The sequence below is a fragment of the Candidatus Sulfotelmatobacter sp. genome, from assembly GCA_036500765.1.
Classification (GTDB): domain Bacteria; phylum Acidobacteriota; class Terriglobia; order Terriglobales; family Acidobacteriaceae; genus Sulfotelmatobacter.
In genome coordinates, this window is sequence record DASYBM010000004.1 from 1,590,909 (window position 1) to 1,610,995 (window position 20,087).

The following is a 20,087-nucleotide window of genomic DNA, read 5'->3' on the forward strand; positions in this document are numbered from 1 at the left end:
ACCGTTTTCGTCCTTCGCATTCAGGGTTGGGCCCCACCCTCCGTCGGCGGCAACCCGACTTTAGGATCAAGTCGCTGCGCAAATGCAAAAGCCTGCTGGGCCTCGGAAGGGTGACCGGTGAGCGCCAAAAAAAGGCCAAACCGGAGATAGCCCTCGGCGGTCGGGCGTGTGGCAAGGGATTGGTCGAGTTGATTCATCATGCCTTCGACCGCTTGCCGATCGGAACCGAGAGCGTTCTTCATTTGTTCACGAGCGTGCTCAACCTCTCCCAGTTGAGCGTAGATCACAGCCATGTTGGCATAGGTCACGGCTAACGTCGTACTGTCTAAGGCCCGGACACCGGATGCGATCACAACTCGTTCGCTTCGAATAGCGGCCTCATATTCTTTAATGGCTGCGGAAAGTTGTCCGTGATCCTGAAAATCGGCGGCCACGCGTGCATGCGCCGCCGGGTCCAGGGGTTCCAGCCGCGAGTAGTTGCGATAATGCACCATTCCTTCCTGATATCGCCCCAGCGAGAAGTAAGCATTCGAGATGTTTTGCTCGGCAATCGAGTTGTTTGTGGTTACGGCCAGCGCGTGCGTCCACACGTCGATCGTGCTGCGCCAGTAGCCAATCTGGCGCCATGTCACAAACGCCAGTAGTCCCAGGAGCAGGAACCCGACCGCGATACGCGGCACAAACGAAACCTGAAGGCGATCCGCCCCATCCCCGGCCGCCCAAACGAGAATCAGGAAGACTCCGATTAACGGCAAATAAGCGTAGCGATCCGCGATCACCTGAACCCCAACCTGGATGATCCCGATCACAGGGACCGCAGTTCCAAGAAACCACAGCAGGCCCACGGCGAGATAGGGACGAGTGGACCGCTGCCGCCACGCTATCCAGCCAATCGACGCCAATGTCAGCGCGGCGAGCGTGGGCTGCCATGCGGGCAGCGTGCGACCGGGATGAGGATAGATCAGCGCCAGATGCGCCGGCCATATCGCCTTCCAGAGATACATGCCGTAGGCGTAGACAGCATTCTCCAGACGCACCGTGACTGGGAGCACGAGAGTCGATATGACGGTTTCTCTTTGCGCAATGAGCGTGATGACCGCGCTGCCCGCGGAAAAAAGCAGCAGGGGCAGCTTTTCCAGGACCAGGCGTGGAAACGGCTCTTGAGGCACCGGAAAGGTCGGCGACGTATCGCTCCAATTCTCGATCCGCTGCAGCGGCCAAAAATCAACCAGCAGGAGCACGAAAGGCAGGGTGATGACCATCGGCTTGGCGGCCAGGCCAAGGACGAAGAGCAGAGCGACAAGTCCGTAACGTCGAACGCTCGGTTTTCGCGCGTACCAGCCATAAGCACCCAAGGCCAGCAGCAGGAACAATGTGCTCAATACATTCTTCCGCTCGGCCACCCAAGCCACAGATTCCACATTCAGCGGGTGAAAGGCGAAAAGAGCCGCAACGAAAAAACTTCGCCACCTGGCGCCGGTCGCTCGCTGCAACAGAAGAAATAGCAGCACAACGTTTAGCGCGTGGATCACCACGCTGGTCCAATGGTGACCTCCAGCATTCAGTCCAAAGAGTTGGCAATCCAAGGCATGCGACATCCATGTCAGCGGATGCCAGTTGGCCTCTTCTGTCGCGGTCAAAGACCAGGTCAGCGTGTCCCAGGTCACCCCTTCTTTGACATGAGCGTTGTCGAAAACGTAATCCCGATCGTCATAGTCAATGAAGGGATGGCTTCCCACCTTACAGTAGAGGAGCAGCGTGCCCACAGCGAGTAGGACGGCGACTACCAAGGTATGCTTCAGGCGCAAGGGCGGAAGATTCACCGCGACTTTGCCAGAAACTTCCCGCTTGGGGGCCGTCCTTTGTCGGGCTTTGGACGAGATAGGGTTTCGTTCGATTAACTTTGCTTTATTGGACATCTTTAAAAGACCGCCAGCGGAAGTTACTAGAGTACCGAAAAAGCCTCCTCCAAGCAGCCGCAGGGGACAACTATGCGGCCAAAATTAACCTGAACGTAACCTGACCCTGAGATCGCGGTAGCTGATGAAAGTTCGTTCGACGGTCGGACGATGGCACAATCCGGGTGCACCGCTCTATTGGGGAACGCGATCGAGCGCGGCCAAGGCCTGTCGTGCTTCGTCCGGATCCGGACTCAAGGTCAAGGCCTCCGCATAGGCCAGACGAGCCTCGGGCACGAGTCCATCCTGCTGAAACATCCGTCCCAGTTGCAGGAATCCCAAGCCAGACGGATGTTGCACGACTGATCGCGACAGCGTCCGCGCCGCTTCCGTTCCCAACTCACCCAACCCGGCAAATACGCTCAATAAACCGGGATTGGCTTTTAGTGCCAGAAGGAAGTTCTCGCGGGCTTGCGCGCGCTCACCCATCTGTAGATAGGCGGCGCCAAGATTCTGGTAAGCATCTGCCTGAAGTCGAGCGTCGGTGGTCTCCTTGATCGTAACCTCGTAATGCGGAATCGCGTCCTGGAGCCGGCCATGCCAGTGAAGATCGGCTCCGAGACTGAAATTACTGAGCGGATCCAGCGGATTCAGGCGTGCGGCATTGGCAAAATGGGTGATCGCGTCCTGCTGGCGACCCATCGCCTGCAATGCCACCCCAAGCTTGTCTTCAGCAATCAGATTGTTTTCGGTTACGGCCAGTGTGTGAGACCAGAGGTCGTAGTCGCTTTTCCAATACCCAATTTGGCGCCACGTTACTACGAACAGCGGCACAAGTACAATAGCGCCGGCTGCCGCTTGCGCCGCCACATGGGCGGGTAGTTTCACGCCCCAAACTACGGCCACGAATATCCCGATCAAAGGAATGTACGCGTATCGATCGGCCATTCCTTGGGCTCCAACTTGGACAATGCCCAGCACTGGAACCAGAGTGCCCAGAAACCACAGCCAGCCCACAAGTAGATAGGGGCGGCTCGATGCTTGCCTCCAGACAAGCGCTGAGACGGCGACAAGAAACAAAGTCGCGCCGATCCATTGCCATGCCGGCAAAGAATTGGCCGGATGGGGATAATACAATGCGAGCCGCATTGGCCAGAACGCTTTCGCCAGATACATCCAGTAGGAATAAGCGGCATTTTCCAGGCGCATGGCGAAAGAGAACTGTTCCGAGGGCGCCAGATTGGTACGCTGCGCCATGACCGTGACGACTGCACTGCCGGCAGACAATGCCATCAGAGGCAGCTTCTCTACCACCAACCGGGAAAAACTCTCCTGCACCGAGGGAAATTGCGATGGCGGACTCCAGCCCTGAATGCGGCACAACGGCCAATAATCCATGAGCAGCAGCACAAATGGCAAGGTCACAAGCATCGGCTTGGCCGCCAGCCCTAACACGAACAATCCCGCCACCAGGCTGTAGCGTTTCAGGCCAACCTGCATGGCGTAGTAACCGTAGGCCCCCAGCGTTAATAGGAAAAACAGCGTGCTCAGAACGGTCTTGCGCTCCGCGACCCAAGCCACAGACTCCACGTTAAGCGGGTGAAAGGCGAATAGCGCCGCGACCAGAAAACTTCGAAAGGTGGCGCCTGTTATCCGCTGCAACAGCAGAAACAGAAGCACAACATTGAGAGCATGAATCGCCACACTGGTCCAATGGTGGCCGGACGCATCCAGCCCAAAAAACTGACAGTCCAGCGCATGCGAGAACCAAGTGAGTGGGTGCCAGTTGCCCTGTTCGGTGGTGGTTAGAGCCCAATTCAGCGTTTCCCAGGTCACACCCTTTTTCACGTGCGAGTTCTCGAGAACATAGCCGGGATCGTCATAATTTGTGAAAGGATGGCTGCCCGTAGAGGAATAGAGAATAAGAGTGGCCACCGCCAAGGCCAAGGCCGCCGAAACTCGATGCAACCTCGCGGGCGGAGCACTCACGTTGCCGGAGGCAGCATCGGCCCTTCTGGATGCGGCTTTTCGCGAGCGCCGAATATTCGCCCGTTTTGCAGTGGTGGTGGACATTTCTGTGTTGGACGGAGTTGGAATCTATCAGCTCATCGAGAACGCTTCATACCTCGCAGCAGTCCGCTGCTCCCTGCTCTGGATCGCAGGAAGCCGGTCGGCCTCAAAGTGCCGTGGAGTCCCTATACCTACGGCATAGAGAGAGTCCCAACATAGTTGGGTTGCGCCGAACTGGTCCCGTTCACGAGGTATAGCGACCTGGCGTTGCCCACAATCTCGGCGTATCCGTTGTAGGTGAGCGTTTGGCCTTGGAATGTTCCCTGAACGATAAAGGCATTGCCCGTGACTGGACCCGTCAGTGTAAAGCTGGTGTTGTCGGTTCCGGTGAGCGCTAATGTAAGAGTGAGAACACTGGAGCTCTCGCTGAGCGTGGCGGTCGCATTGTCCGTGAAGTCCTGTGAAGATTGGCAGGAACTGCTGGAAGGGGGACACATTGTCCCCGTGTAGCTTCCCGTAAGCTTGGTTAATACCGTACCTGTGATCGTGCCTCCCGGATCGGTGCAGGGGTTCCCCGCCTGCGCGGTGTATGTCCCATTGAAAATGCTGCTTCCGTCCCCGCTCAGGGTGCCCGTCACGTTGAACACGTTGCCGTTCTGAGTAAAGGTGAAATTGATCGGCGCGCCCAGAGCGGTGACCGAGCCGGGGCCGAGGCTGTTCGTGGAAGTGACCGGCAGACAGTTGATACCTCCGAAGCCGGTGGCGTCGGAAGTCGCGGGATCCAGCGAGACAAAGGTAATCTGGGCGCTGCTAGCGGAAATCTGGCCGTTCGGTTCCTCCAGTCCGCTGACCAGAACCTGGCCCTCCACCAATGCCACATCGATCCCCGTCACATAACCGCCGGTGGAATAGGCTACGAACTCCCATGGGCCTTGGATATTCGCGATCGGCACGCTCGAAGAGGATCCGTGGCCGCTACCGCAACCGATAAGAAGGGCGCTTACGAGCAATAACGCGATCCAAGCGATCAGCCTGGGTTTTAACAGCCTCAGCATTTTCAATGTCTCCAGCGGCGTGCGGTGGAAGGATAACGAGTTCCTTCGGGACAAACTTGACCGAAAAAATAGCGAGCAGAAATTATGGCATCGCCCACCGAGTCGCGTGTTAATAGTGCGTTAATTTTCGGCCTGATCGCGAATTAGGGTCAACCAACACGTCCGCCCTGGCTTCTCCCTCAAAGGATTTCTTGCCCGTAGGGCCGTGCTCCCGACAAAGCCTAAAGAAAAATGACGCAGCACCGGTAGAAGACACGTCGCGAAAAGTGCCTTCCAACAGTGCTGCGCCTAGCTATACGCACCGGGCTCAGATGTAAAGCCTTCAGATCTGTTGTTCCGAAGCAACCCATCTGATGTGCCGGCATCCTTCCGAGCTCGACCCGGCAAGATAATGCTTTTCGGCTCATTCAGAAACAAGTGCACGCCCCAGCGAGGGAGTCCTACCACTGACAAGCCGCAGTCGCACCATCTAAATGGGACCTAGTCTTGCTTCCTTAGAGCCGGACCTTGCGCCGTACTACAAAACCCAGACCGAGCAGTCCGGCACCCATGAAGCCCAACGAATTGGGTTCGGGGGTGGTGACTGCCGTCGTTCCGCCCATGTCCTGAATATTGCCGCCGTTGTAGTTGCCGCAGCCGCTGCAGACAGGTGCGCCCTTAAAGGTGAACAGAAGCTGGGTGGTTTCGCCGACAACCTTCGTTCCATTCGCCCAAGTACCTGTGATCGCTCCTGTTAGGTCGTAGTGGCAAACCGTCTTCGCACCCGAGCCGGTACAGCCATTATCGATCCACGAAACCGCTCCCGAGAACTGCCCCATGAAAATGGTCCCTGTGTAGCCGTTCCACGATCCATTGATCGTGAAGCTATTCGGACCGCCTGGATTCCAGCTTGCAATCTGTCCCCCACCGGCATAGGAGCCGTAAAGGTCCCCGGAGATGAGGGATCCAGTTGAAAACGACATCGTTGAACCTGGCGCCTGAGTGAAAATCCCAATGCTGAGTACCCCTGAGTTCGTTAGAGTGAACGGTCCAGTGACGCCCGAAGCGGACGTTCCTGCGGCGCCGCCGCCGTTGAAGGTAACGATGGTATCGCTACTAGCATGAGCCATGATGGGAACAAACAGCAAGGCCAATACTGTAGCGGCTAAGAAGCGTTGAACAACACGAGTGGACGCGCGAGTTTTAGTGGGCATTAGACATCCCTCCTAGTATCGTACTTTGAGGGCTAAGGTAAATCCTGTAATCCCCCAAATAGGGTATTCTCACCAGAGGGTGGCTTTGGCGGGGAGCTAGGCGATAGCGGAAGGAGCATAACCCCCAAGAAGACCGAACGAAGGAACAGCTTAGCGGAGCGAGCCAAAGGGCGATGAACAATTCTTAGGTTTCGCTGCTCGGCGTCCCCCAAAGAAATACAGCGCTGGTAGAAGACACGCACGCGAGACGTGCCTTCCAACAGCGCTGAGTTCGATCACGCGTATCCGGCCCCAAAGGAAAGCCATTATTCCCAAGCTTGTCCAAGCGACAAAACCAAATTGGCTGGCATGTGCTCGAGCACTTAATCCCCCGACGACGGCTTCCTTTCGCCTTGTCACCGCAACAAGGTAACGACGCCAACCTTAGAAGTAGCCGAGGTTGGCCACCTCAATCAGCCAAAATTCAGAATTCGACTACTGTCCTACTTGTCCCTTTGCCTTGCGCTTCACCACAAATCCCAAGCCGAGCAATCCTGCGCCCATCAATCCCAACGAATTGGGCTCGGGAGTGGTGACCGACGACGTTCCGCCCAAGTCTTTAATGTTACCGCCGTTGTAGTTGCCGCAACCGGTGCACATAGCTTTTCCAGTGTACGAGAACAAAATCTGGGTCGTCTCACCATTTACGTGGGTTCCGTTGGCCCAAGTTCCGGAGATTGGTCCCGACAGTACGTAATGGCAGGTTTCGTTCGAAGCCGGACCAGTACACCCATTATCGATCCACGAAACGACTCCCGAGAACGCGCCGGTGAAGATAGTTCCGTTATAGCCGTTCCAGTTTCCAGTAAGGGTGAAACTGTTCGGCCCGCCACCGTTGAAAGTTGCAATTTGCCCCCCCCCAGCGTAGGTGCCATACAGGTTTCCGCCGATCATAGATCCGGTCGAGAACGACATGTAGGAGCCCGCTCCCTGGGCAAAAACGCCAATGTAGGTTAATTGTGACCCCGACACGGAAAACGGTCCGGAGAATCCAGCAGTGGTCGTTCCGGCATTCCCGTCGAGATTGAAGATAGTAATTGAGCTGTCCGCCCGAGCCATGATAGGCACAAATAAAGCCAACACAGCAACGGCCAACCAGCGTTGAACGACAAGTGCTCCTGCGCGATTTTTTCCTGACATTAGACATCCCTCCTAATAGCGTACTTTGAGGGATGGGGTAAATTCTGTAATCCCCCATATAGGGTATTCTTGGCGGGAGTCGAGACCGCATTGCGCTGAAGAGTCCGTCGAACCTTTATCTGTTATCTGTCTGCCCTTGTTTGTCTGTCCTTGCGCATTGCGCGTTCGTTCACATTTCCTTAATACAGGATTAACAATAGAGACGTATGCTGGCGACGCCCAGATCGTTCGCTGCGGGATCAAACCACATGAAAGAGTCAAAAGGCACAGAAGCGTGGGAGCAAATTGCCTTCACGATGCGCTGTCCGTACTGTGCCGAGGACTATCAGTTCCGACCCATGGTGGGATTGACAGGCAGTAAGGACGGGATTTTTTTCTGTAGTAAGTGCCACCATTTAGCTCGTTCCACGGATCCGGCCTTCCAGTGCCACTGCGCACATTGTCGAGACCTTAATCGTTCCAAACAACAAAGTGCCTAAGTGGGAAATCGGCGCTTCTGGGTAGCAGCTCACCTAATACGTGCCGAATTGAATAGGAATTGGTTTTTCCCTTCAGCGTCCTCCGCCTGCGATTAAAAACCTCAACCATCCAAGTGCTAAGTAGAATCCCGTACTTCGTAGAATCCCGAGCAAAAGAGAAAAGGCAGACCTTTTGCGATCTGCCTTTTCAATCCGCTTCTGGCTTCAGGCTACGATTCTAGATCCCAATAAAGCGCCGCACCTTGAACGAAAGAACGGTCAGCCCCGTCCCAACCAGGAAAAGCGAGGACGGCTCGGGAATCGCTGTGGTGGTCGATCCCAAGGTGATTTGCGCCAACCCCAACTCGTCGGCCGCACCAGTGAAGGTCACCGAATGAGCCGGACCGATAAAAGCGGCGCCCACAGCGCTCCAGTTACAGTACGCTGGCGCTTTGCAGCCGCTATCGTTACCGGACAACGAAATGGTCGCCAGCAGGTTGCCGGTTCCGTTCAAACCGCTCCAGATCTGTACCAGTGCCGTCTGACCAGGCTGGAATCCTGCCGTAAAAAAGAAATTGATCCCATTCGAGAAGCCATTGGTAACATTCATCGTACCGGTTACCGACGAGCCCATGGTTCCGTTCATGAAGATCGCAGTCGTGTTGGGCACGGTACCGGTTCCGGGAATTGTTAATGGCGCGAAATTGCCCGAACCGGTGGTGCCGTTGGGCCGGGAAAAGTAGATCGATTGCAGACCGAAGAAGTTCGATGAGAATGTTATGCCGTAATTCGGGGTGCTGGCGAGACCGCTGCCGCTATAAAACCCGCCGACGGTTTGCAGGTCTCCGAGCCCCTGGAAATTCAACAGTTCCCCAGAACCCGCGAACGCTGAAGAACTCCAGAACAGAATGGAAGTGGCAAGTGCAAGACACGAGAATACCGAGCGACGCATGGACCTTCTCCTTAGCTGATACCGACCAGCGAGTACGGCGGATGGCGAAACGTGCGAGAACAGTATCGCCAGAAGGGTATTACGAACAGATCACGCGAATGTTAACAGTGTGTTAATTATTGCGGAAGGCGAGTGGGGGCTTGTGGAAATCTGAGCTGCTCCGCCCGCCCATCCGCCGGCGAAACCCCCAGGACTCCGAATTCCACAATTCAGGCCTACGTACGAATTGGAAGGTTTTTGTTTTCCACAACCCAAGAGCTTGCTGGCGAAAAATTAACGTCAGCGTAACGCGGGCGTCATTATCCCGCAACAAGCTAAGGCGATACTCTCCCCGCTTAAGTTCTGAGCAAAATTAAGGAGTCTGTCAGGCGAATCAATGGCGATCACCCCCCGCGCCACGGGCAATAAAGATCGGGCCAAGTTCTGGGACCTGCCGAATTCGAGTTCCGCTGACAAACCTCGGGACAGCTTTGTCGGCAGTCCAGAGTCTTCCGATCCACGTCAGTGCAACGACCCAGTCGCGCAAGCGGCGGACGACGCGCGACCTGAGGTTGAGTATTCCGCCGGCTTCACCGGCGAAAGCTCCGAACCGTCGGGTTCGGAACCGCCGAGGAGCGACGGCCTCGCCACTCCGCGTGACGTTCTGCGCGCGCTCCAGTATGGGCTCGACCTGGTACAGCATGGAGCAGCGCTGGTCGCGGGCCCTGGCCATCTTCGGCTGGCGAATCGGATGGCCAGCACAATTCTGGCCAAGAAAGATGGCATAGCGATCTCTGCAAATGGACTCGTTGCCGATCGCGCCGCGGATACTCGAGTGCTCCACAAACTCCTGCAAGACGCCATCAACTCTCCCGAAGGTGGCGAACCGGTCGAATCGCCGCTCACGCTCCAACGCAAGAAGGCGCGGCATGCCCTCATCGTGCGGGTGGTTCCTGGACCGGGATTGGATTGCTGGCCACATGCCGAAAGCCGCCCCGCGTTGCTGAAGCTCTACGATCAGGACTTAGGACTCGTTGTAGACGAACGCGCTCTCATTTCCCTGTACGGTCTGACAAAGGGAGAAGCCGTGCTGGCGGCGCGACTGGCCCAAGGCAAATCGATCGAGGAGGCCGCCGACGAGCTGTTCATCAGCGCACATACGGCGCGCACGCACCTCAAACGCATTTTTATGAAGACCGACACTCATCGTCAAACCGAGCTGGTAGTGCGCATGCTGCTGACGGTTTTGTAATAGCCGCGCCACGTCATGATCCAACTACTTTTTGGGTCGCAGCAGCACTACCCGGTCTTCACCTTCCTGTGACCCGATCCCGACGATTTCTCCCCGGCTGTTGATGGCGAGAGCCTGAATCACTTCCCATCCGGCGCCAGGCTCCAGGAACTGGTTGAGATCGTAGAGTTTCTGGTTGTGACAGATGAACCCATGAAAGTTTTCGTCGCCATCGGTGAGAGAACCCCCGACTACATCGCCGCGGTTATTAATGCCGCGGGCGATGCTGAACGAACCGCCCAACGTCCCCAGCATCGTGCGCTTTCCCTGTTCCTGACGAAAGGCTTCAATCCGGCCCGATCCCGGATTCAAAGACACTCCCGCGCACTGCCCGTGATCGTTCAAGGCGAGCACATCGTTCCGATTGTTGTCGAAGGGGCCTAAGTCAACCACTTCAAAGGACCCCTGGTTTTCCAGGGTTCCGTCGGTGGCGGGATCAACCGCCCGCAGTTTCACAGATGGTTTCATAAGGATGCTACTCCCTTGTGACTGACCCTCCTTGATTTGAGAGAAATAAAAAATGGGCGCGGACCGTGTCAAGCGCCTCCGCAAGGTCACCCGCCACGCCGTCAAACAAGTGTTCGCCAGACCGGGAGCGCCAGAGGGAGTAGCTGTAAAAACTATGGTCGCGCCGCGAACTCTGTTCGATGTTGCCCCGATAGTCGTTCTGTTGAATAAGATAGCCTTCCATTTTCGTAACCTCGCCTGATTACATCTTTTCAGTTCGGCCGAGGAGTGTAATCCCCCAAATGAGGTATTTGCGGCGCGGCCCGCGAAAATACCTTGTTTGGGGGATTACGCCGCCTCTCGGATGAGCGAGTATGCAAATGCGAGATGTTCCAGGATTACCGGCGACTCGGGTGGCTCCGTAGCGACTCAGTTCTCCGATAACATTCTGCTTTTGCACAGGTTATGAATGTTTAGTGAATCCTGCTGACAATCTCTTGATATGAACTAGGCATTGCGCTACGATACTTCACGCCTTCGAAAACGTGTCTGAGCGACAGCGCAAACCTATTAGTCCTGACTTTCGAAGGAGACATAGCAATGAAACAGCCCGCGCCCTTAGTCGATAGGAGCTGTGCGCCAGTCTTCGTAGTTGGAAGCGCCCGTTCTGGGACGACTCTTCTCTATGATACCTTGCTCTCGGCGGGCGGCTTTGCCGTTTATCTCGGTGAATCCAATATCTTCAACCTCCTGGCGCCGCGATTCGGTGATCTCAGCGTGCGCAAGAACCGAGAGAAGATGTTGAATGTCTGGCTGGGCAGCCGGCTCTTTCGGGTCTCGGGTCTGGAACGCTCTCAAATTGAAGATAAGGTGGAACATTGCCGGAATGCCGGCGACTTTCTCAGTGCGGTGATGGGTGAGCTGGCGAGGCAGCAGAATGTCCGCCGTTGGGCCGCAAATGCGCCAGAAGAGATTCTCCACCTGGAGCATATTAAGGACACTATTCCTAATGCACTGATTATCCACGCCATCCGTGACGGTCGAGATGTGAGCGTGTCTTTATCGGAAAAACGCTACATCCAGCCGTTCCCGTGGAAAGACCGCGAAACTCCCGAGGGCGCTGCTCTCTACTGGGAGTGGATTGTGAAGAAAGGGAGAGCGGCCGGAGCCAAATTCGGGGGGGACTACACCGAGGTCCGGTTCGAGGAGTTGGTTCACGACCCTCGCATGGTTCTCCGGCGATTGAGCGGGTTCCTGCACCACGATCTCGACTACGATCGCATCCAGAAGACCGCGATTGGAACCGTAGCTCGCCCTAACACATCTTTCTCGGCGCAGCGGCAGCAGGGCTTCAATCCGGTTGCGCGTTGGAAAAAGCAGCTGACTCCGCAGCAACTGACCAGAATTGAAGGCTTGGTCGGCGGAACTCTGTCGGATCTGGGCTACGAGTTGGCGACATCAGGCCAAAGCGCGTGCAACAAGGCTCAGTTGGCCTGGAATCGTCTTCTGTACCGCCAGTTTTTCGAACTCAAATATCAGTCGAAGAAAAACCGTTTTCTTCGCGCTCTGCGGCCAGCGCTCACCTCGCAGTACGTGGATCAGATCGTTATAGTAGATGATCGGGTGTCGGCCAGCACGGGTAAGATCCAGAGTGGTTTTTTGACGCATGGGCCGCTCGGCGAAGTTTCCCCCGTACAGGCGATGGTCCAGCACTAATAACTAAAGAAGGGTTGCCATGAAGTTTTTCGAGATAGCAGCGGCTGCGCTCCTCTTGGCAGCTTCGATACAGTCCGGGGCGCAGTCCGCAGGCCAATACCACCATTCCGAGCGGATACCTCACTACGATCCACTTAAGACCAGTGGCAACAACCATTTGCCACGTTCCACGGCGATTCCCGCCAACCTCGGAAAATCGACGAGCCATACCTCGGAGCTTGACCGTTTGGAACACAATAATTCGACTCAACTTCTGTCTGAGTCGAAACGGAGTGCAAAATCGGGGACGTCATCGGGGCACCCGATCGAGTCGAAGGCCTCCGACCGCGGAACCCCAATTAGCTTCTCGTATCGCCCTCCTCAGACCGGTCAGATGTACAGAACGTCAGCCCCGGGAAGCCGCCGGCACTAAGCGGTTCGGCCCAATGTTCGCCCCCCGCCATCCGGCTTTAGTCGCCTCTTCCCAGACCATTCCTCTGCGGAGCGTATCGCCAGTTCTCGACGAATCGCTCTTGATCATCACTAGCGGTTACAAAAGTTATCTGCAATGTTTCAGGTATTGAAACATGCCTGAAATGATGGCAGCGTAAAATGTTGCAATGGGAATTGCTTCCGACTCAGAGCGGATTTGGTCTCGTCTGAAGGCATTTCTAGTTTTGCGCATTGGGTTTTCTCTTCGATGAATATCGGCAGATGAAGGTCAGCATAAGAGTGAATGTAGGGGACTGCGGTGAGCCGGGAGATTATGTCGTTCCCGAACTTGAGTCTGACGTGGTGCAGGTGTGGACTCGCTCGCTGCAAGTTGCCCCGCACCTGGAGTTGGCCTGCTACGAATTGCTCTCGTCCGAGGAACGTGAGCGCGCGGCCCGATATCGTGTTGGGGGGCCACGCTCAGATTTTGTCCTGACTCGAGGAACGCTTCGTTGGCTCGCTGCGAGTTATCTGGCGACAACGCCGCAGGAGTTGTCGTTCCGCTATTCCTCGTACGGCAAGCCGTTCCTCGATGGAGCGTCCGAGCTGCGCTTTAACGTTTCGCACACCGATGGTTTGGCTCTGATGGCTTTCGTTAAGGCTCGCGAGGTTGGGATCGACGTGGAAAAAATCAGGCCGGTGCCGGAACTGAGGCAACTCACGGAACGATTTTTTTCCGTCCATGAGCGGCAGAGTCTGCATCCTCTCTGCGGCGAAGAGCTATGCTCGGCGTTCTTTCGTTGCTGGACTCGCAAAGAAGCCTATGTCAAGGCGAGGGGAGAGGGATTGTCATTGCCGCTGCATCAATTCGACGTTTCCATCGCGGCCAGCTCATCTAAAGCCCTGTTGGCCACCCGCCCAGACTCGTCCGAAGCGGAGCGCTGGATGCTGAGCGACCTGACCGCGCAGCCCGCGTATGCGGCGGCCTTGGCGGTGGCGAATACCGCGAACGCCACCCCCATCGAATACCGTGATCGTAATCTCGGGGCCGTGAAATGACCCTTAAGGCGGCGGAACAAATCGCACGGTCCTCGACGAAGGAAAGCCCGCTCTCTCCTGCTCAAGAACGCCTTTGGGTGTTGGACCAACTGCATCCTCGCAATCCTGCTCAGAACATCGCCGGTGGTATGCGCTTTACCGAAGGGGTGGATCGGAGTGCGCTGGAGTCTGCGCTCCGGCTCGTGGTGCAGCGGCACGAAATTCTAAGGACGGTGTTCCGATCTGTCGATGGAGAGCCCCGGCAAATGGTCCTTCCGACGAGCCCCGTACAATTAAGAGTTGTTGACTTGCGATCCTCGCCTGCGCCGGAACGACCTGTGCATCTTCTTCACTTGGCGCAAGAGGAAGTTCGCGATCCGTTTGATCTGGCGGAAGAGATTCCCTGGCGTGCAACCTTGTTTGGAGTGTCGGACAACGAACACGTGCTTCTAGTGGTCACCCATCGCATCGTCTGCGATGAGATTTCGATGGATTTGTTACGCCGCGAAATAGCCTTGCTCTACCTGGCGCAAGCGGATGGAAAAACGCCGCAGCAATCCAGCATTTCGCCGCAGTGCAACGAGATTATATCGCGGCAAACTGTAAGTACATCTGACCTCTCCTATTGGTTGCAACGCCTCCAGGGCGCACCATCCAGCCTCGATTTGCCCACAGATCGCGCTCGTCCTCCGGTCCAGACCTTTGGCGGGGCAAAGCATAGCATAAGGATTGAAGCGGCGCTGCTACGAAAGCTTCTCGATCTTGCGCAAGAAGCCGACGTCACATTGTTCTCGACCGTGCTCGCCGCTCTTGGCGTTCTTCTATTCCGATACAGTCGGCAGCACGACATCGTCATCGGGACGCGCGTCTCCGGTCGTGAGCAGCCTGAACTCAAGAATTTAATTGGCCCGCTGGAAAACATGCTGGCGCTTCGCGTCGACCTGTCGGGCGATCCCACTTTCTCCGAGCTGTTGATTCATGCGCGCGACACGGTTCAGCAAGCCTTCGACCACCAAGATGTACCCTTCGAAACCCTGCTCCGCGAGTTGCGGCTGGAGCGGGATATGTCCCGTCATCCGCTGTTCCAGGTCATGCTCACCTTGAAAGATGTTGCGGCGAATTCAGATTTACCGGCAGTCATGAGTCCTTTTGATGTGGAGAACTCCGCCGAGCAACTGGACCTGTCGGTCGAATTGACGGTGAGTGACGATCTGCAAATATCTTTCAGCTACAATCCCGATCTTTTCGATGCCGCGACCATCGGCCGTATGGCAGGACACTTACGGATTCTGCTGGAGTCGGCGGCGAACGAGCGAAGCCTGAACGATGCAAGCACCAGGATTTCGCAGATGCCTCTTCTCAGCGAGGCCGAGCGGCATCAGCTTTTGGTGGAATGGAATGACACGCGGGTGGGCTATCCGAGGGATGTTCCTCTTCACCGATTCATCGAAGACCAGGTAGAGAAGACGCCCGAGTCCATCGCTCTGGTCTTCGGATCGGAACGGCTCAGCTACAGCCAATTGAACGGACGTGCCAACCAATTGGCGCATCGCCTGAAGAAATACGGCGTCGGTCCGGATGTGCTGGTGGGCGTCTGCGCCGAGCGATCGTTGGAACTTGTCATCGCTCTACTGGCCGTCATCAAGGCCGGCGGGGCATATATTCCCTTGGACCCGGAATATCCAAAAGACCGCCTGGAGACCATGTTGCAGGACGCGAATCCGCCGGTCGTGCTGACTCAGGCGCATTTACTCGATCGCCTTCCTGACGGTGCGCGGAACGTTTTCGGTCTTGACCGTGACTGGCCATCCCTGCAATCAGAGAGTCCCGAAAATATTCCGTCGGAAGTCAACGGGAAAAGTCTGGCATATGCAATTTACACCTCGGGATCCACGGGAAAGCCGAAGGGCGTGCCCAACGTTCACGAGGGCATAGTGAACCGCCTGCTCTGGATGCAGGAGATGTATCGGCTGACCGCCCGCGACCGCGTCCTACAGAAGACGCCTTTTAGCTTCGACGTCTCCGTGTGGGAATTTTTCTGGCCGCTGATGACTGGCGCCACGCTCGTAGTAGCCCGTCCCGGCGGTCATCGCGATCCTGCATACCTGGTCAATCTGATTGCCGATCAGGGCATCACCACTCTTCATTTCGTGCCTTCGATGCTCAACATTTTTTTGGAAGTCGGTGGACTGGAACGCTGCCAGGGGTTGCGACAGGTGTTCGCCAGCGGCGAGGCCCTCCCCTTCGAATTGCAGCAGCGCTTTTTCGAGCGGCTCGGAGCTGAGCTGCACAATCTGTACGGCCCGACCGAAGCCGCCGTCGACGTAACTTACTGGCGTTGCACTCCGGATAGCGAGCGAACGATTGTTCCCATCGGTCGGCCCATCGCCAATACCCAGATCTACATCCTGGATACAACTCTCCAACCAGTTCCGATTGGAGTCGCAGGGGAATTGCATATCGGTGGAATTGGTCTGGCCCGTGGATACCTGAACAAGCCCGATCTGACTGCACAAAAATTCATTCCTGATCCGTTCAACCATTCTTCCGAAGGCCGCCTGTACAAGACTGGAGATCTAGCCCGTTTCCTAAGCGACGGCAACGTTGAATATCTGGGCCGCATCGATCATCAGGTGAAGCTCCGCGGCTTTCGCATTGAACTTGGCGAGATCGAGGCTGTTTTGGGCGAGTGCACCGGCGTTCTGCAAGCGACTGTCGTGGTGCGCGAAGATAATCCCGGCGACAGGCGCCTGGTCGCCTACTTGATCCCGGCGCCCGGTCAGGAATTTGACCTCGAACGCGTCCGCAAAGAAGTGAAGGACAAACTCCCCGAGTACATGGTGCCTTCACGGTTCGTCGTGGTTCAAGAATTTCCGATGACCACCAGCGGCAAGGTCGACCGCAAGGCGTTGCCACCCCCCGCTCTCGAGCGGGAAACGTCAGTGGAGATCGTCGCCCCGCGTAACGAACTGGAGTCGAAGCTGGCTGGTATGTTTGCGAATGTCCTGGGCTTGCCCTCAGTCGGCGTTACCGACAATTTCTTTGACCTGGGAGGGCACTCGTTGCTGGCGGGACGGCTGCTTTCTCAAGTGAATGAAAAGACCGGTCGCCAAATTCCTCTTTCCGCGCTGTTTCGGGGCGCCACCGTCGAATCGCTGGCCCTGCTGATCGAGCAGGAATCGGAAGGCGAGAACGATCCGGTCGTAATGGAAATCCAGCGCGGAGAAAGCAGCCGGCTCCCCTTCTTCGCCATCGTCCCGCCCGGAGAAGAGTCGTTGGGTTATGCCATGCTGGCGCGACACATGGGTCCCGAACAAACTGTCTACAAAATCCAGGGGCAGACTCCCGTAACCCGCGGAAAGCGGCCCTATTCTGCCGACGAGATGCGAGCCCTGACGCGCGAATACATCGCAGCCATGCGCTCCGTGCAACCGCACGGCCCGTACTGCGTGGGCGGCCTGTGCGACGGAACTCATATCGCAGAACAGATTGTTCTCAGTCTCGAAGCGCAAGGCGAGGAGCTCGGATTGTTCGCCATCTTCGACACCTGGGTTTTGCAGCACAGTCAAAGGCGCTGGTTGTGGAAGATCTACTACTACGGCGAGCGCCTGCGCGAAGTGAAAAAGAAAAGTCTCTCCCAGCGCGTCGCTTCTTACAAACGTGTGGCGGCTAACAAGGTCCAGAATCTTGTCGGCGCGAAATCGTCGCGCACCGATTGGCAGCAAGCCTATTGGCCCGAGGATTTCACTCCGCCGCGCTTCCGGGCGCCGGTGATTTTGTTCAAGCGGCCGAACCAGCCATTTTATTACATCGACGATCCGCAGATGGGTTGGGGCGCGCGCAGCGCCGGCGGAGTCGAGATCCACAAGGTGGATTTTCATCACGCCGAAATTCTGCGCGAGCCGCAGGTCGGAATTTTCGGCCTAGAGCTCGCTGCCGCCCTGGCCCGCGTTTCGGCTGCCGCAAAGTCCGCGGAAACTCCCGAGGCTTCTTTGGCGATGGCCTCACCCAGGCAGCCACGTTCATGAAGTTCAACAAGGGCCAGATTCTCAAAAATGTCGGTTCCAGCTGGTTCTCTCTGGGCACCAACGTTGTGGTGGGAATTTTCATTTCCCCCTACATCATTCATCATCTGGGAGACGAAGCTTTTGGTATCTGGATCCTGATCTTTTCCATCACGGGATACTACGGGCTCTTCGACCTGGGCATTCGCTCCTCCATCGTTCGCTATGTCGCCAAATACTCGGCGAACGAAGAACATGAGCAGATGAATCGTCTGGTCAACACCGCCATGTTCAGTTATAGCGCCATCGGCATCGTGACCATAGGGATTACCCTTGTCGCCGCCTACTATGTGCATTCCATCTTTCCCAAGATCGATCCGGCGGACGTGCCAACTTCGCGACTCCTGCTGCTCATGGTGGGCGCCTCCGTGTCGCTGGGCTTTCCGCTTGGCGTTTTCAGCGGCATTCTGGAAGGGTTGCAGCGTTTCTATCTGCTGAATTTTGTCAATGTCATCTCCACGGTGCTGCGAGCAGTGCTGATCGTGGTCGCATTGCGGCACGGCCGCGGGCTGCTGACCGTGGCCCTCATCACCGTCGGCTTGCCGCTGGTGAACGGCCTGGTGAATGGCGTATCTGTATTTCACCTTTTACCATTGCGGCTTGGTCCCCGGTACGTGAGCCGCGCGAGTCTGCGCCTGATTGCCGGATACAGCGGCACAACATTCCTGATCATCGTGGCCGGACGGCTGCGCTTCAAAACCGACGCTCTCGTGATTGGTACCTTCGTCTCGGCGGCAGCTATCACCTATTTCACCATCGGTTCCCGCCTGGTGGACTACTCTTCCGAATTGGTCAGCAGCCTGGCTCAGATTTTCGTTCCCATGTCGAGCCAGTCGCAGGCCAAGGGTGATATCGACGGGCTGCGGAAAATTTTCGTCGTCGGTAATCGCGCCTGCGCCCTCATCATCTTTCCCATCACCGCCATCCTCACGGTATTGGGCAAGTCCATTATCGAAGCCTGGGTTGGTCCGAAATATATCGCCACCAGTTATCCCGTGCTTCTGGTTCTGCTGTATCCGACGACGCTGATGCTGGCGCAGTCCGCCTCTGGACGCACGCTGTGGGGAATGGCCAAACACCGGACATGGGCGTACGTCGTGCTGGTGGAAGGCGCCGCCAACCTGATTCTGAGCGTCGTCCTGGTAAGGCCCTACGGCATTATGGGCGACGCCATCGGCACGGCAATTCCGCTCACCTGTTCCATGATTCTTTTCCTGCCCCTGCACTTGTGCCGCTTGTTGGGCATCAAGCTTAGAACTTATCTCCATCGAGCATTTGTTTTTCCGCTTGCGTTATGTCTTCCTTTGATCGCGGTTCTTCTTCTGATGCAGCGCTGGTTCGTCCCTCATCGATTAGGCCCGCTTCTGATACAACTGGTGATTGCGGGGCTGGTATATGGTCTCGGCCTGGCCTGGGCGTTTTGGACCAAACGCGCCTGGGATGTGGGAGAACTGGTGGCGAATCCCGAGGATGACGTAACCCTCGCGCTGGTGGAAAGTTATCAGGAGGAAGCATAGGTTGGCATTCAGGGAGCAAACGGTTTGAGTCGCTTGTCAACGCACTTAAAAGCCATATCGCAGACCGCCCTGGGACGCACTCCCGCGGGGAGAGGCCTATCCGTTTTTCCCGGCGACCTTTTCCTGGTCAGCTACTTTCGCTCCGGCAGCACCTGGTCGCGTTTCCTGTTCGGCAACTTCATCCATCAGGACGAGCCCGTCACTTTTACAAATATGGGGCGGCTTGTTCCCATTATTTACGACTTTCCCGATCGCGTGCTTCGGCGTTTGCCTCGCGTCCTGAAAAGTCATGAGTGCTTCGATCCACGTTATCCCCGCGTGATTTATATCGTGCGCGATCCGCGGGATGTGGCAGTTTCGTTTTATTTCTTCAATCTTAAGGTGCGAGTCATCCCTGATGGATATTCGATGGATGAATTCGTGACCCGGTTCGTGGCCGCCAATGTGGTAGGTTACGCCGACCGCGTCGGCTGCTGGCAGGACCATGTTCTAAGCTGGCTGCGCCTGCGAGACGGACGGCCGGGATTCAGGATGGTCCGCTACGAAGATCTTTTAGCTGACCCGGCGAAAGAACTCACCAACCTCGCTCCCCTGTTGGGAATCGAACCCACTCCCGCTCGCGTGGAGCGAGCTGTGCAGTTAAGTTCAGCCAGCCACATGCAGTCTCTCGAAAGGAAGCAATCCCAACAGTGGGCGGCCACGAAAGGCACTCGGCAGGATATTCCCTTTGTGCGCGAGGCCAAAGCCGGCGGCTGGGCGAAAAAGCTTTCACCCGCTGCAGTCCGCACCATCGAACAGGCATGGGGATCCACCATGAAAGAACTGGGCTACGCTCTGGTTATGGACGCCACTCCGGAACGCGAACTGGTGAAAGGCTGA

The 20,087-nt window shown here is 56.5% G+C and carries 13 protein-coding genes; 6 read left to right on the forward strand and 7 right to left on the reverse strand.

What is annotated here, in order from left to right:
• Window positions 1-20: 20 nt before the first annotated feature.
• From VGM18_09660 to VGM18_09685, 6 genes are all read right to left on the reverse strand, one after another.
• Window positions 21-1,823, reverse strand: a complete 1,803-nt coding sequence (locus tag VGM18_09660) for a tetratricopeptide repeat protein (protein ID HEY3973258.1) — start codon at window positions 1,821-1,823, stop codon at window positions 21-23.
• A 270-nt stretch (window positions 1,824-2,093) separates the two neighbouring features.
• Window positions 2,094-3,971, reverse strand: a complete 1,878-nt coding sequence (locus VGM18_09665) for a tetratricopeptide repeat protein (protein HEY3973259.1) — start codon at window positions 3,969-3,971, stop codon at window positions 2,094-2,096.
• A gap of 128 nt (window positions 3,972-4,099) precedes the next feature.
• The gene (locus tag VGM18_09670; protein HEY3973260.1) at window positions 4,100-4,963 is read right to left on the reverse strand and encodes a hypothetical protein; all 864 of its coding nucleotides are present in this window, start codon (window positions 4,961-4,963) and stop codon (window positions 4,100-4,102) included.
• 494 nt (window positions 4,964-5,457) lie between these two features.
• Window positions 5,458-6,156, reverse strand: coding sequence for a PEP-CTERM sorting domain-containing protein (locus tag VGM18_09675; protein ID HEY3973261.1), 699 nt, complete (start codon window positions 6,154-6,156; stop codon window positions 5,458-5,460).
• Between the two features lie 474 nt (window positions 6,157-6,630).
• Window positions 6,631-7,254, reverse strand: a complete 624-nt coding sequence (locus tag VGM18_09680) for a PEP-CTERM sorting domain-containing protein (GenBank protein HEY3973262.1) — start codon at window positions 7,252-7,254, stop codon at window positions 6,631-6,633.
• A 777-nt stretch (window positions 7,255-8,031) separates the two neighbouring features.
• Entirely contained in the window at window positions 8,032-8,745 is a 714-nt protein-coding gene (locus VGM18_09685; GenBank protein HEY3973263.1) for a PEP-CTERM sorting domain-containing protein, read from the reverse strand.
• A 376-nt stretch (window positions 8,746-9,121) separates the two neighbouring features.
• On the opposite strand from VGM18_09685, the gene VGM18_09690 reads away from it, so the two are divergent.
• Entirely contained in the window at window positions 9,122-9,976 is an 855-nt protein-coding gene (locus tag VGM18_09690; GenBank protein HEY3973264.1) for a helix-turn-helix transcriptional regulator, read from the forward strand.
• A gap of 24 nt (window positions 9,977-10,000) precedes the next feature.
• On the opposite strand, the gene VGM18_09695 is transcribed toward VGM18_09690, so the two are convergent.
• Window positions 10,001-10,483: a hypothetical protein gene (locus tag VGM18_09695; protein HEY3973265.1), complete on the reverse strand. Its 483-nt coding sequence runs from the start codon at window positions 10,481-10,483 to the stop codon at window positions 10,001-10,003.
• Window positions 10,484-11,062: 579 nt separating this feature from the next.
• On the opposite strand from VGM18_09695, the gene VGM18_09700 reads away from it, so the two are divergent.
• From VGM18_09700 to VGM18_09720, 5 genes are all read left to right on the forward strand, one after another.
• On the forward strand, window positions 11,063-12,178 hold the full coding sequence (locus VGM18_09700) for a sulfotransferase (protein HEY3973266.1): 1,116 nt from the start codon (window positions 11,063-11,065) through the stop codon (window positions 12,176-12,178).
• Between the two features lie 693 nt (window positions 12,179-12,871).
• On the forward strand, window positions 12,872-13,648 hold the full coding sequence (locus tag VGM18_09705; GenBank protein ID HEY3973267.1) for a 4'-phosphopantetheinyl transferase superfamily protein: 777 nt from the start codon (window positions 12,872-12,874) through the stop codon (window positions 13,646-13,648).
• Window positions 13,645-17,655 carry an amino acid adenylation domain-containing protein gene (locus tag VGM18_09710; protein HEY3973268.1) on the forward strand — a complete coding sequence of 1,337 codons (4,011 nt, stop codon included), beginning with the start codon at window positions 13,645-13,647 and terminating at the stop codon, window positions 17,653-17,655. The genes VGM18_09705 and VGM18_09710 overlap by 4 nt, the downstream gene beginning before the upstream one ends.
• Window positions 17,652-19,208, forward strand: coding sequence for a flippase (locus VGM18_09715; protein HEY3973269.1), 1,557 nt, complete (start codon window positions 17,652-17,654; stop codon window positions 19,206-19,208). The genes VGM18_09710 and VGM18_09715 overlap by 4 nt, the downstream gene beginning before the upstream one ends.
• A gap of 24 nt (window positions 19,209-19,232) precedes the next feature.
• Window positions 19,233-20,087: a sulfotransferase domain-containing protein gene (locus tag VGM18_09720; GenBank protein HEY3973270.1), complete on the forward strand. Its 855-nt coding sequence runs from the start codon at window positions 19,233-19,235 to the stop codon at window positions 20,085-20,087.